The 13028-nt window shown below is 67.7% G+C and carries 10 protein-coding genes; all 10 read left to right on the forward strand.

Features of this window, described 5'->3' with window-relative positions; all coding sequences use genetic code 11:
* The first annotated feature begins 203 nt into the window (after positions 1-203).
* The 10 genes from AB5Y64_RS07370 to AB5Y64_RS07415 all read left to right on the forward strand — a co-directional run bounded on the left by AB5Y64_RS07370 (position 204) and on the right by AB5Y64_RS07415 (position 13001).
* Positions 204-2828 carry a nitrate reductase gene (locus tag AB5Y64_RS07370; protein WP_039040341.1) on the forward strand — a complete coding sequence of 875 codons (2625 nt, stop codon included), beginning with the start codon at positions 204-206 and terminating at the stop codon, positions 2826-2828.
* 28 nt (positions 2829-2856) lie between these two features.
* Positions 2857-3615, forward strand: a complete 759-nt coding sequence (cobA, locus tag AB5Y64_RS07375) for a uroporphyrinogen-III C-methyltransferase (RefSeq protein ID WP_010675453.1) — start codon at positions 2857-2859, stop codon at positions 3613-3615.
* A 125-nt stretch (positions 3616-3740) separates the two neighbouring features.
* Entirely contained in the window at positions 3741-4325 is a 585-nt protein-coding gene (locus AB5Y64_RS07380) for an ANTAR domain-containing response regulator (protein WP_010675452.1), read from the forward strand.
* 345 nt (positions 4326-4670) lie between these two features.
* Positions 4671-6026: a CmpA/NrtA family ABC transporter substrate-binding protein gene (locus tag AB5Y64_RS07385; protein WP_039040339.1), complete on the forward strand. Its 1356-nt coding sequence runs from the start codon at positions 4671-4673 to the stop codon at positions 6024-6026.
* 14 nt (positions 6027-6040) lie between these two features.
* Positions 6041-7000, forward strand: a complete 960-nt coding sequence (locus AB5Y64_RS07390) for an ABC transporter permease (RefSeq protein WP_052258857.1) — start codon at positions 6041-6043, stop codon at positions 6998-7000.
* Between the two features lie 31 nt (positions 7001-7031).
* Positions 7032-7853, forward strand: a complete 822-nt coding sequence (locus tag AB5Y64_RS07395) for an ABC transporter ATP-binding protein (RefSeq protein WP_010675449.1) — start codon at positions 7032-7034, stop codon at positions 7851-7853.
* Between the two features lie 26 nt (positions 7854-7879).
* On the forward strand, positions 7880-10462 hold the full coding sequence (gene nirB / locus AB5Y64_RS07400; protein ID WP_039040338.1) for a nitrite reductase large subunit NirB: 2583 nt from the start codon (positions 7880-7882) through the stop codon (positions 10460-10462).
* The gene (gene nirD, locus AB5Y64_RS07405) at positions 10459-10863 is read left to right on the forward strand and encodes a nitrite reductase small subunit NirD (RefSeq protein ID WP_234704028.1); all 405 of its coding nucleotides are present in this window, start codon (positions 10459-10461) and stop codon (positions 10861-10863) included. The genes nirB and nirD overlap by 4 nt, the downstream gene beginning before the upstream one ends.
* Positions 10864-11007: 144 nt before the next feature.
* Complete coding sequence (locus AB5Y64_RS07410; RefSeq protein ID WP_039040337.1) at positions 11008-12099, forward strand: PfkB family carbohydrate kinase; 1092 nt, start codon at positions 11008-11010, stop codon at positions 12097-12099.
* Positions 12093-13001, forward strand: a complete 909-nt coding sequence (locus tag AB5Y64_RS07415; protein ID WP_039040336.1) for a pseudouridine-5'-phosphate glycosidase — start codon at positions 12093-12095, stop codon at positions 12999-13001. Before AB5Y64_RS07410 ends, AB5Y64_RS07415 begins: the two co-directional genes overlap by 7 nt.
* The last annotated feature ends 27 nt before the right edge of the window (positions 13002-13028 follow it).

The following is a 13028-nucleotide window of genomic DNA, read 5'->3' on the forward strand; positions in this document are numbered from 1 at the left end:
CCAACAAGGGGGCGGCTGCACCGTGGCGGCGCAGCCCGACCCCCTGATGCGCAATGGCGGCGCCCCTTGCATCCTGGCGCGGGGTTTGCAATCACTTCCCCATACAAGACGATGAGGCATCCGGACAAAGGCGTCCGTCCCCGCAGGGGGGCGGACGCTTTTTTTATGGGCCCCTCGTCAGACACATGACAAGGAGCGAGGGAATGAAGACCACCTGTGCCTATTGCGGAGTGGGGTGCGGCATCCGGCTGAGCCGGGAGGGGGACAACTGGCAGTTGCAGGGGGATGAGCAGCATCCGGCCAACGGCGGCGCCCTGTGCGTCAAGGGGGCCAGCCTGCTGGAGAGCCTGGCCTTTCCCGATCGCCTGCTCTATCCGCGCTGGATGGGGCAGCGCATCGGCTGGGAGGAGGCCCTGGACACCCTGGCGGAGCGTTTTGCCGCCATCCTGGCCGAGTCTGGGCCGGGTGCCATCGGCATCTATCTGTCGGGCCAGCTCACCACCGAGGATTACTACGTCGCCAACAAGCTGATGAAGGGGTACCTGGGCAGTGCCAACGTGGACACCAACTCCCGGCTCTGCATGTCGTCGGCGGTGGTGGCCCACCAGCGCGCCTTCGGGGAGGATCTGGTGCCCGCCTGTTACGAGGATCTCGAGCTCGCCGATCTGGTGGTGCTCACCGGTGCCAACACCGCCTGGACCCATCCCGTGCTGTTTCGCCGCCTGCAGCAGGCCAGGGCGCGGCGCCCCGAGCTCAGGCTGGTGGTGCTGGATCCCCGCCGCACCATGACGGCGGAGCAGGGGGATCTGCATCTGGCACTCAAACCCGGCAGCGACGTGACGCTCTGGAACGGCCTGTGCCGCTACCTGCTCGATGTCGATGGCTGGGACAAGGCCTATGTGGCGCAGCACGTGAGCGGCTTCGAGGCGTTGGCGGGGGCGCTGGACGACCCCGCCTGGCAGTTGGACGAGGTGGCCCGCAGCTGCGGCCTCTCCCGCAGCGATCTGCTCGGTTTCTACCAGCTCTTTGCCCGCACCCCCAAGACCGTCACCCTGTTCTGCCAGGGGATCAACCAGTCCAACCAGGGGGTGGACAAGGCCAACGCCATCATCAACGCCCACCTGATGTGCGGTCGCATCGGCAAGCCGGGGGCGGCTCCCTTCTCCATGACGGGGCAACCCAACGCCATGGGAGGGCGTGAGGTGGGGGGGCTCGCGACCCAGCTCGCCGCCCACATGGGCTTTGGCGAGGCCGAGTGCGATCGGGTACAGCGCTTCTGGGGAAGCCCGACCATGGTGCGCGGGCCGGGGCACAAGGCCGTCGAGCTGTTCGAGGCGGTGCACCGGGGGGAGATCCGCGCGCTCTGGGTGCTCGGCACCAACCCGGCGGTCTCCCTGCCGGACGGCAACCGGGTGCGCGAGGCCCTGAGCCGCTGCGAGCTGCTGGTGGTCTCCGAGGTGACGGCCAACACCGACACGGCGCGCCTCGCCCACCTGCTGTTGCCTGCCGCCGCCTGGGGGGAGAAGAGCGGCACCGTCACCAACTCCGAGCGCACCATCAGCCGCCAGCGCGCCTTCCTGCCCCTGCCGGGGGAGGCCAGGCCCGACTGGTGGGCCCTGACCCGGCTCGCCCGTCGGCTCGGCTTTGGCGAGGGGTTCGCCTATGAGCACGAGCACGAAATCTTCTGCGAGCATGCCGCCCTCTCCGGGTTTGAGAACGACGGATCCCGCCAGTTCGACATCTCCGGGCTGGCGGGTCTCACCCGTGCCGAATTCGAGGCGTTGGAACCCTTGAGCTGGCCCGTCAACGCCGACTGGCCCCAGGGGAGGGCCCGCCTGTTCGAGGACGGACGCTTTGCCACCCCGGATGGCCGGGCCTGCCTGCTGCCCCTGGCCCAGCGCTTCCCCGAGCAGCCAGAAACGCCACCGCTTGCAGGGGCTGTCTCCCTGCTCCTCAACAGTGGCCGCCTGCGGGATCAGTGGCACACCATGACCCGCACCGGCCACGTGCCCCGGTTGCAGGAGGCCGAGCCCTGGCCCAGGGTGCGAATGGGGGCCGCCAGCCTGCTGGCGCTTGGCGTGAAGGAGGGGGACCTGGTGCGCCTTTGCAACGGGTTTGGAGAGGCGCTGCTGCTGGTGGGGCTGGATGAGGGGCTCAGGGAGGGGGAGGCCTTCCTGCCCATGCACTGGACCGACAGCCAGTGCAGCCAGGGGGCGGTCAACCGCCTCATCGCCCCCGTGGTGGATCCCCTTTCCGGCCAGCCGATGTTCAAACAGGGGCGGATGCAGGCCAGGGCGCAGCTCACCCGCTGGCAAGGGCTCTGGTGTGGCCGTGGTGAGTGGCGCGAGCCGGTGGACTGGTGGGCCAGGCGTCCCCTGCCCGAGGGGAACTGCACCCTGCTGGCCTCCTGGTCAGAGAGCACAGAGCGCCTGTGGCAACGGCTGGGGGCCGAGGGGCACTGGCTCAGGCTGCCCATGAAGGAGGGGTGGCTGGCCGTGGCCCTGGCCGGAGATCGTATCGAGGGGATCCTGCTGGTGGGGGCGCGGCGCCCGGACATCAAGGTCGACCTGCTGGCCAGTCTGCTCGGCACGCCGCTCCAGGCGGGGGCCCTGAGCCAGACCCTGAGCCAGGCCCTGGCCGGGGAGAGCCGGCTGGTCTGCTCCTGCCTGCGGGTCTCGGAGCAGCGCATCGTCGATGCCATCACCCGGCAGGGGGTGAGCGAGTTGGCGGGGCTGCAGGCCCTGCTCGGCTGTGGTAGCAACTGCGGCACCTGTCTGCCCGAAATCGACAAGCTGTTGATCAAACATGTTTTCCTGGCATCCGCTTAGTGCGGTGCCAGGACACAAGGAGCCTGAGATGAGCCAAATCAGTCTGGTGGGAGCGGGCCCCGGGCCCCTCGAATTGTTGACCCTGCGCGCCCTGCACCGTCTGGAGGCGGCAGAGGTCGTGGTCTATGACCGCCTGGTGGGGAGCGAGATCCTGGCCCGCATTCCCCACGGGGCGGCCCGCTTCGACGTGGGCAAGCGCTGCGGTGAGCCGAGCCCGACCCAGGAGGAGATCAACGCCCTGCTGCTGGCCCTGGCCCGCACGGGCAAGCGGGTGGTGCGCCTCAAGGGAGGGGATCCCCTGGTGTTCGGGCGCGGTGGCGAGGAGGCGCTGCACCTGGCCCGGCACGGCATCGAGGCCGAGCTGGTGCCGGGGATCACGGCGGCCCTGGGCTGCGCCGCCAGCAGCTTCATTCCCCTGACCCACAGGGGGCTGGCCCGCTCCCTGACCCTGGTGACGGGGCACCTGATGGACGAGCGCGACTATCAGGGCTGGCAGGGGCTGACCCGGGCGGGCCACACCCTGGTGTTCTACATGGGGCTGGAGCGGGCGGCCCGCATTCGGGAAGGGATGTTGAGGGCGGGGGCCCCGGGCGCGCTGCCGGTGGCCCTGGTGGTGGCTGGCTGCAGCCCCCGCCAGCAGGTGCACGAGGCCACGCTAGATGGCCTGGAGCAGGCCGCCCGTGCCCTGCTGGGCCAGAGCCCGGTGCTGATCATCATGGGGGAGGTGGTGCGGCTGCGCGCCGAGCTGCAGGGGCTGCTGACGGAGGCCCTGGAACGGGTCGCCTGAGGGGCGATTTTCCCTCTACCCCCACTACCTCCTGATAGATAAAAAGGAGGTAGATTCAAAGAGTTGGCCTTCATGTTGCGGTATTTTCGCCAGACAGAACGCGATCGTCGCCGGCAAGGAGCGCCATGACCACTTTTTCCACCCGGGGCCAGGACGGCCCCGCTTCCCGGCTGTTGATCCACGCCGATGACCCGGGCCAGGCGAACCGCCTGGCCCTGCTGGTCAGTCACTACGGCCATCAGCCCGGGATCCTCGATACCCGCCAGTTGCTGACGCCGACGCAGAGGGGGGATGCCCTGCTCGTCAGTTGCCGCCAGTTCAGCGCCGAGGTACGCCTTGGCCTCTCCCTTTGGCCCGACATGCCGCGCCTCTTGTTCTGCGAGCGGCTGGGGGGTGATACCCAGCTCGCCCTATTGCAGCAGGGGGTGTTGCTGGTGCCCCACCCTTGCGGCGAGCGTGAGCCGGTGGAGCAGTGGCTGCGCCTGGCCCGCAGTCAGCTCGCCATGGTGCAGGCCCTGATGCAGACCGAGAGCGAGCTGCGCCAGAAGCTGGAGGATAGGCGGCTCATCGAGCAAGCCAAGGGACGCTTGATGCGCCATCAGGGGCTGGACGAGGATGAGGCCTATCGCCTGATGCGCAGCACCGCCATGAGCCGTCACCTGAGCCTGGGGGAGCTGGCGCGGCAACTGCTGCAGGCTTTGCCCGCCTGAGCGCTCCCGTGGCCAACCGTTTTGGTGCAACTGCGCCTAATTGAGGCAAATTTGAGGGAGGATCTGGGCACCACAGGCCGCAAAGGGCCGCCTGATGCACCCTGGACGAGCTGGCACGGAAAGTGAATAACAAAAACACGATAGCAATGAAGTAACGATGCGCAGTGAGGGGCCGGTCAGGTCACTCACCCGCAACAGGGCAAAGAAGCCCCGCCGATCCCGGATCGGCGGGGCTTTTTTTTTGGTCGCGACGCACCTTGGGTCGCAGCGCTGCAACGAGGTGGCACTGCGATTCCAGGCAGCCTGGCGCCATGGCCCTGACCCGGAACCGAGGGAGGAGATGCAATGAACGGACGACAAGGATGTGCGGGGCTGCTGCTGGCGGCGCTGTCGCTGCCGGTGCTGGCACTGGGAGCCCCGGAGCAGGAGGAGCTCAGGCTCGGCTTCATCAAGCTGACCGACATGGCGCCGCTGGCGGTGGCCTACGAGCGTGGCTATTTCGAGGATGAGGGACTTTACGTCACCCTCGAAGCCCAGGCGAACTGGAAGATCCTGCTGGATCGGGTGATAGACGGCGAGCTGGACGGCGCCCAGATGCTGGCGGGCCAGCCCCTGGCGGCCCACATCGGCATCGGCACCCAGGCCGAGCTGGTGACGGCCTTTGCCATGGATCTCAACGGCAACGCCATCACGGTGGCCAACAGCGTCTGGGCCGCCATGGCGCCCCAGTTGCCCAGGCCGCAGGCGGGCCAGGTGCCGCCCCCGGTGAGTGCCGCCGCCCTCAAGCCCGTGGTGGCGGACTATCGCCAGGGGGGCAAGCCCTTCAACATGGGGATGGTCTTCCCCGTCTCCCCCCACAACTACGAGCTGAGGTACTGGCTGGCGGCAGGCGGCCTGCACCCCGGTTTCTATGCGCCCCGGCTCGGCGACAACTCGGGCCAACGCCAGGCGGACGTGCTGCTGTCGGTGACGCCCCCCCCCCAGATGCCCGCCACCCTGGAGGCGGGGACCATCGCCGGCTACAGCGTGGGGGAGCCCTGGAACCAGCAGGCGGTCGCCAGGGGCATAGGGGTGCCCGTCATCACGGATAACGAGATCTGGCGCAACAACCCGGAGAAGGTGTTCGGCGTCACCCGGCAGTGGGCCGAACGTCACCCCAACACCCATGTGCGGCTGGTGAAGGCGCTGCTGCGGGCGGCCTGGTGGCTGGATGCAGACGACAACGGCAACCGGCGCGCGGCGGCCAAGCTGCTGGCCAAACCCGAGTACGTGGGGGCGGACGAGCAGGTGATCGCCAGCTCCATGACCGGCACCTTCGAGTACGCCAGGGGGGACAAGCGCCAGGTGCCGGACTTCAACGTCTTCTTCCGCCACCACGCCACCTATCCCTACTACTCCGACGCCATCTGGTATCTGACCCAGATGCGGCGCTGGGGCCAGATCCCCGAGGCCAAGCCGGACGCCTGGTTCGAGCAGGTGGCCAAGGCCGTCTATCAACCGGACGTCTATCGCCAGGCCGCCGAGGCGCTGATCGCCGAGGGCAAGCTCAAGGCCAGTGACTTCCCCGACTTTGCCAGCGAGCAGGGCTATCGCGGCCCCCAGGATGGCTTCATCGACGGCCTCATCTACGACGGCCGCCACCCCAACGCCTACCTGCAACAGTTCGCCATCGGCCTCAAGGGCGATGAGCGGGTGCAATGAGCAAGGAGATCCCGATGAAACGACACACATGGCCCCTCATCCATTTAAAAGCCATCAACTGGAAAATCATGGTGCAGCCCCTGCTCGGCGTGCTGCTCTTCCTCGGCCTCTGGCAGTGGGGGGCGAGCCAGGTGCAGACCAGTCTGGGCACCCTGCCGGGGCCGCTCGCCACCGCCAGCCAGCTCTGGTCCCTCGGTCAGGAGCATCTGCAGGAGCGGGAGAAGGCGGCGGCCTTCCTCGAACGCCAGCAGGTGCGCAATGCGGCAATGCTGGCGGCGGATCCGGCGGCCGAGGTGAAGCTGCGTCCCTACACAGGACGTCCCACCTTCTTCGATCAGATAGCCACCAGCCTGCTCACCGTGCTGTGCGGCTTCGCGCTGGCGACCCTGATCGCCATTCCGTGCGGGGTGCTGCTCGGCATGAACCAGGGGCTCTATCGCGCCGCCAACCCGGTGATCCAGCTGCTCAAGCCGGTGTCGCCGCTGGCCTGGCTGCCCCTCATCACGCTAGTGGTGAGCGCCCTCTACGCCAATCCCGCCCCCTGGCTTGCCAAGTCCTTCCTCACCTCTGCCCTGACGGTGACCCTCTGCTCCCTCTGGCCGACCCTGATCAACACGGCGGTGGGTGTGGCGGGGCTGGATGGGGATCTGCACAACGTCAGCCGGGTGCTGCGCCTCTCCTTTGTGACCCATGTGCGGCGCATCGTGCTGCCCGGGGCCCTGCCCATGATCTTCACCGGGCTGCGGCTCTCCCTGGGGGTGGCCTGGATGGTGCTGATCGCGGCGGAGATGCTGGCCCAGAACCCGGGGCTCGGCAAGTTCGTCTGGGACGAGTTCCAGAGCGGCGGCTCTGCGTCTCTGGCCCGCATCATGGTGGCGGTGATCACCATAGGCCTCATCGGCTGTGCCCTGGACAGGGGCATGCTGGCCCTGCAGCAGTGGTTGTCCTGGGACAAGCGCCAGGTGCTGCGTTAATCACATTCCTATTCAGGCAGGAGAAGAGCCAATGAAGAGTTATCTGGAGATAAGCGACGTCGGCATCTCGTTCGAGACGGAGCAGGGCAGCTTCGAGGCCTTGAGCCGGGTCAACCTGCGCATCGAGAAGGGGGAGTTCGTCTCCCTCATCGGCCACTCGGGCTGCGGCAAGAGCACGGTGCTCAACCTGGTGGCCGGGCTGCTGGAGCCGACTCTGGGGGGCATCATCCTCGATGGCCGCGAGGTGGCGGGGCCGGGGCCCGAGCGGGCCATGGTGTTCCAGAACCACGCCCTGCTGCCCTGGCTCAGCGTCCAGCAGAACGTGGCGCTGGCGGTGGCCCAGGTGGAGTCTGACAAGCGGGCGGTGGCGGAGCGGGTGGACTACTACCTCTCCCTGGTGCAGATGGATCACGCCAGCCAGAAGATGCCCCACGAGCTGTCGGGGGGGATGAAGCAGCGGGTCGGCATCGCCCGCGCCCTCTCGCTCTCCCCCAAGGTGCTGCTGATGGACGAGCCGTTCGGCGCCCTCGATGCCCTGACCCGGGCCCATCTGCAGGATGCTCTGATGGCGATCCAGGCGGAGCTTGGCAACACCGTCATCATGATCACCCACGACGTGGACGAGGCGGTGCTGCTCTCCGATCGCATCGTCATGATGACCAACGGCCCCAGCGCCACGGTCGGTGAGATCCTGACCGTCGACCTGCCAAGGCCCAGAGACAGGGTCGCCCTGGCGGACGATCCCCACTACCACAAGCTGCGCCAGCAGGTGCTGCGCTTCCTCTACGAGAAGCAGCGCAAGGTGACCCCCCTCAAGGCAGCCGGGCAGGTGCGCAGCAAGCTGCGCGCCTGAGCCCGCCGGATTCAAGGAAGAGAGACATGACTGACAAAGAGCAACAGTGGGTGACAGAGGACGGCATGGGCCTGCTCGGTTGCCAGAACAGTGGTTCCGCCGAACAGACCGCAAAGCAACGCCTGCTGGTGGTGGGCAACGGCATGGTGGGTCACCACTTCGTCGAACAGCTGGTGGCGGCCGGTGGCCTGAGCCGGTTCGAGGTGACGGTGTTTGGCGCCGAGCCGGACCCCGCCTACGACAGGGTGCATCTGTCCGAGGTATTCGGCGGCAAGGCGCCCCAGGCCCTGCGCATGGCCGACCCCGCCTGGTATGAAGAGAGCGGCATTGCGCTGCGGCTGGGGGCCGAGGTGGAGGTGCTCGACCGGGCCACCCGCACCCTGACGCTGGCCAACGGCGAGCAATTCCCTTACGACCGTCTGGTGCTGGCGACCGGCTCTGTCCCCTTCGTACCCCCCATCCCCGGCCATCAGCGGGAGGGCTGTTTCGTCTATCGCACCCTGGGAGATCTCGCCGCCATCCGCGATGCCTGCGCCCAGGCCCGCAGCGGCGTGGTCATCGGTGGCGGCCTGCTGGGGCTGGAGGCGGCCAACGCCCTGCGCCTGCTCGGCCTCAAGACCCAGGTGGTGGAGTTCGCCCCAAGGCTGATGCCGGTACAGCTCGACGAGAGCGGCGGCGCCGTGCTGCGGGACAAGATCCAGGCCCTCGGGGTCGAGGTGCTGGTGGAGAAAGCCACCGAGTGCATCGAGCAGGGGGAGCAGGCCCGTCATCGCCTGCGCTTCAAGGACGGCACTCACATTGAGACCGACGTGCTGCTGTTCTCGGCCGGTATTCGACCCGCCGACACCCTGGCCCGGCAATCCGGGCTGGAGGTCGGGGAGCGCGGCGGCATCTGCATCGACGACGGCTGCCACAGCTCGGATCCCGCCATCCTCGCCATCGGCGAGTGCGCGCTCTGGCAGGGGCGCATCTTCGGCCTGGTGGCCCCCGGCTACCAGATGGCCCGGGCCGCCGTGGCCAGCCTGTGCGGCGGCGAGAGCCGCTTTATCGGGGCCGACATGTCCACCAAGCTCAAGCTGATGGGGGTGGACGTGGGCTCCATCGGCGACGCCCACGCCGCCACCGCCGGCGCCCAGGAGCTGCTGCTGCTGGACAGGGTCAACGGCATCTACAAGAAGCTGGTGACCGACGGCGAGGGCAACCGCCTGCTCGGCGCCATCCTGGTGGGGGACGGGGCCGATTATGAGCGGCTGCTGCAGTACTACCAGAACGGGGTGGCGCTGCCCCAGCCGCCGCTCTCCCTGCTGGTGGGGGAGGTCGGGGCCGCCCCCGCGCCCCTGGTGCTGCCGGACAGCGCCATCCTCTGCTCCTGCCACAACGTCAGCAAGGGGGACGTGGTGGCCGCCGTTCGGGCGGGCAATCACGAGCTGTCGGCGGTGAAGAGCTGCACCAAGGCCGGCACGGGTTGCGGCGGTTGCAGCAACCTGCTCAAGCAAGTGGTGGATCAGACCCTGGCGGATCTTGGCGTCGAGGCGGACAAGGGGTTGTGCGAGCACTTCGCCTACGGCCGTCAGGAGCTCTATCACCTGGCCCGGGTCGGCGAGCTGAAGAGCTTCGAGGCGCTGCGGGACAAGCACGGCCAGGGGCTGGGGTGCGACATCTGCAAGCCGACGGTGGCCTCCATCCTGGCGTCCCTCTGGAACGAGCACGTGCTGGAGAAGCCCCACCGCGCGTTGCAGGATACCAACGACGCCTTCCTCGCCAACCTGCAAAAGGACGGCACCTATTCAGTGGTGCCGCGTATCCCGGGGGGGGAGATCACCCCGGAGGGGCTCATCACCATCGGCGAAGTGGCGCGCAAGTACGGCCTCTACACCAAGATCACCGGCGGCCAGCGCATCGATCTCTTCGGCGCCCGGGTCGACCAGCTGCCCGCCATCTGGGGCGAGCTGGTGGCGGCGGGCTTCGAGACCGGTCAGGCCTACGGCAAGTCGGTGCGCACCGTGAAGTCCTGTGTGGGCTCCACCTGGTGTCGTTACGGGGTGCAGGACTCCATGACCCTGACCCAGACCCTGGAGCACCGCTACAAGGGGCTGCGGGCGCCACACAAGCTGAAGTTTGCGGTCTCCGGCTGCACCCGGGAGTGCGCCGAGGCCCAGAGCAAGGACATCGGCGTCATCGCCACCGAGCGGGGCTGGAACCTCTATGTGTGCGGCAACGGCGGCATGCGGCCGCGCCACGCCGACCTGTTCGCCACGGATCTCGACGAGCAGACCCTGATCCGTTACATCGACCGGCTGCTGATGTTCTACGTGCGCACCGGGGACAGGCTGCAACGCACCTCGGTCTGGATGGAGAACATGGAAGGGGGGCTCGACTATCTCAGGTCGGTGATCATCGAGGACAGGCTCGGCATCGGTGCCGAGCTGGAGGCCATGATGGAGGGGATAGTCGGCACCTGGCAGTGCGAGTGGAAGAGCACATTGGCGGATCCGGACAAGCTCAAGTTGTTCGAGGCCTTCGTCAACCGGCCCGAGGACGAGACGCCGCCGCGCCGTGAGGAGCGGGGGCAATGGGTGCCGGATATCGCTGTCAAGGAGGTGGTATGAGCGGGGGCAACGGGTTGCACGCCCGCCATCAGTATCAAGGAGGTGGTATGAAGGATGACAAGGACGATGCACAGCTCTGCGGGCAGTGGCACCGGGTATGCGAGCTGGCGGCGCTGCCGGAGCAGGCCGGGCGCAGCGCCTGGCTGGAGGGGCGGGTACTGGCGCTGTTTCGCCTCGGGGAGCTTGTCTATGCCCTGGACGGGGTGGACCCCCTGGCCGGTGTCGCAGTGCTGGGGCGTGGTCTGGTGGGGGATGCGGGGGGGGAACCCGTGGTGGCTTCCCCCCTCTACAAGCAGCGCTACGCCCTGATGGACGGTCGCTGTCTGGACGATCCTGCCCTGAGCGTCGCCTGCTGGCCGGTGCGGCTGGAGGGGAGCGAGGTCTGGGTACAGCTGGGGTGAGTGGCCCATCTGAAAACCATGTTGTGATCGCCGGGCACTGCCCGGTGATTTTTTGTGCGCGACCCGACATTTCTTGTACGAGAGGATGGCGGGAAAACGTTTTTCGGAAATAATGGACAAACGTTTGCAACTGGATGTTTGTCTATGACGGAACGTGAGCAAGAGATCCTCGCCCTGCTGCGCCAGGATCCCATGATTGCCCAGCAGGAGCTGGCGGACAGGCTCGGCATCAGCCGCTCCGCGCTGGCGAGCCACATCTCCAGCCTGATGCGCCAGGGCTATGTGCAGGGGCGCGGCTATGTGCTGCGCGAAGGCCCCTACGCCGTGGTGATCGGCGGCGCCAACATGGATATCTGTGGCTGCAGCCACGACAACCTGCGCATCGGGGATTCCAACCCGGGCCGGGTACGCACCTCCGCCGGCGGGGTAGGGCGCAACATCGCCGAGAACCTGGCGCGCCTTGGCACCGACACCCGGCTGCTGACTGCGGTGGGCAACGATCAATACGGCCACCACCTGCTGGAGGTGAGCCAGCGCGCCGGGGTCGACGTGCGCCAGGTGCTGGTGCTGGAAGGTCAATCGACCTCCTGCTACCTCAGCCTGCACGATGGCAGCGGCGAGATGAGCTGCGCCGTCAACGACATGGGGATCATCGAGCAGCTCACCCCGGCCCGGCTTACCCCCCTGAGCGGTTTTCTCGGTGCGGCCCGGCTCTGGGTGCTCGACACCAACCTCGCCACCCACACCCTGGACTGGCTGTTCGAGCGCCAGGGTGAGCACATCATCTTCGTGGACACAGTGTCGGTGGCCAAGGTGGAGAAGATCCGCCCCTGGCTGCACCGCATCCACACCCTCAAACCCAATCGCACCGAGGCGGAGCAGCTGTGCGGCTTCACCATCGGCGGGCCCGACACCTGGCCCATGGCGGCGGCCTGGTTCCACCGCGCCGGGGTGCAGCGGCTCTTCCTGAGCCTAGGCGATCAGGGGATCTTCTATAGCGACGGGGCCTGCCAGGGCCATCTGCCCGTGCTCGGCAGCCCGGTCGTCAACGTGACCGGCGGCGGCGATGCCTTCATGGCAGGGCTGGCCCACGCCTGGTTGCTGGATCAGGGCATCATGGAGACAACCCGGTTCGCCCTCGGTTGCGCCGCCCTCACCGTCAATTGTTCCGATACCGTCTTTTCCGGCCTATCCAAGGCCGCTGTTGAACGCATGCTGGAGGAGTACCCATGTTGAACGCTTACCTCGATATCCAACCTGAAGTTGCCGCCGCGCTGGCCGCCGGCAAGCCGGTGGTGGCCCTGGAGTCCACCATCATCTCCCACGGCATGCCCTATCCGCAGAACGTGGAGACGGCGCGCCAGGTGGAGCAGGTGGTGCGGGACAACGGCGCCGTGCCGGCCACCATCGCCATCATCGATGGCCGCCTCAAGGTGGGTCTGGATGCGGGGGCCCTGGAGGCGCTGGGCCGGGCCGGCCACGCCGCCACCAAGTGCAGCCGCCGCGACATCCCCTTCGTGCTGGCCAACAAGGGGTTGGGGGCGACCACGGTGGCCTCCACCATGATAGTGGCCGCCATGGCCGGGATCCGGGTGTTCGCCACCGGCGGCATCGGCGGCGTGCATCGCGGCGCCCAGGAGACCTTCGACATCTCGGCGGATCTGCAGGAATTTGCCCAGACCCCGGTGGCCGTGGTCTGCGCCGGTGCCAAGTCGATCCTCGACATCGGTCTGACCCTGGAGTACCTGGAGACCCAGGGGGTGCCGGTGATCGGCTACCAGACCGAGGAGCTGCCCGCCTTCTACACCCGCGAGAGCGGCTTCAAGGTGGATTATCGCCTGGAGAGCCCGGCGGCCATCGCCGAGGCACTGCGTCTGAAGTGGGAGCTGGGGCTGGCGGGGGGCGCCGTGGTGGCCAACCCGATCCCGACCCAGTTTGCCATGCCCAAGGCCGACATCGACGCCGCCATTGCCCAGGCACTGCGAGAGGCGGACGAGCAGGGGGTGAAGGGCAAGGCGTCCACCCCCTTCCTGCTGGCCCGGGTGTGCGAGCTGACCGGTGGCAACTCCCTGGCGGCGAATATCCAGCTGGTGCTGAACAACGCCGCCCTGGGGGCGCGCATCGCTGCCAGCCTGTAAATACCTTTGCGAAAGATGCAAAAGAGG

It is taken from the genome of Aeromonas sp. R5-1 (assembly GCF_040908265.1).
Taxonomy (GTDB): Bacteria; Pseudomonadota; Gammaproteobacteria; order Enterobacterales; family Aeromonadaceae; genus Aeromonas; species Aeromonas caviae.

Coding starts and splice junctions, on each gene's coding strand:
- AB5Y64_RS07370 (WP_039040341.1), top strand. CDS start 204: ATGAAGACCACCTGTGCCTATTGCGGAGTGGGGTGCGGCATCCGGCTG.
- AB5Y64_RS07385 (WP_039040339.1), top strand. CDS start 4,671: ATGAACGGACGACAAGGATGTGCGGGGCTGCTGCTGGCGGCGCTGTCG.
- nirB (WP_039040338.1), top strand. CDS start 7,880: ATGACTGACAAAGAGCAACAGTGGGTGACAGAGGACGGCATGGGCCTG.
- cobA (WP_010675453.1), top strand. CDS start 2,857: ATGAGCCAAATCAGTCTGGTGGGAGCGGGCCCCGGGCCCCTCGAATTG.
- AB5Y64_RS07380 (WP_010675452.1), top strand. CDS start 3,741: ATGACCACTTTTTCCACCCGGGGCCAGGACGGCCCCGCTTCCCGGCTG.
- AB5Y64_RS07390 (WP_052258857.1), top strand. CDS start 6,041: ATGAAACGACACACATGGCCCCTCATCCATTTAAAAGCCATCAACTGG.
- AB5Y64_RS07395 (WP_010675449.1), top strand. CDS start 7,032: ATGAAGAGTTATCTGGAGATAAGCGACGTCGGCATCTCGTTCGAGACG.
- AB5Y64_RS07415 (WP_039040336.1), top strand. CDS start 12,093: ATGTTGAACGCTTACCTCGATATCCAACCTGAAGTTGCCGCCGCGCTG.
- AB5Y64_RS07410 (WP_039040337.1), top strand. CDS start 11,008: ATGACGGAACGTGAGCAAGAGATCCTCGCCCTGCTGCGCCAGGATCCC.
- nirD (WP_234704028.1), top strand. CDS start 10,459: ATGAGCGGGGGCAACGGGTTGCACGCCCGCCATCAGTATCAAGGAGGT.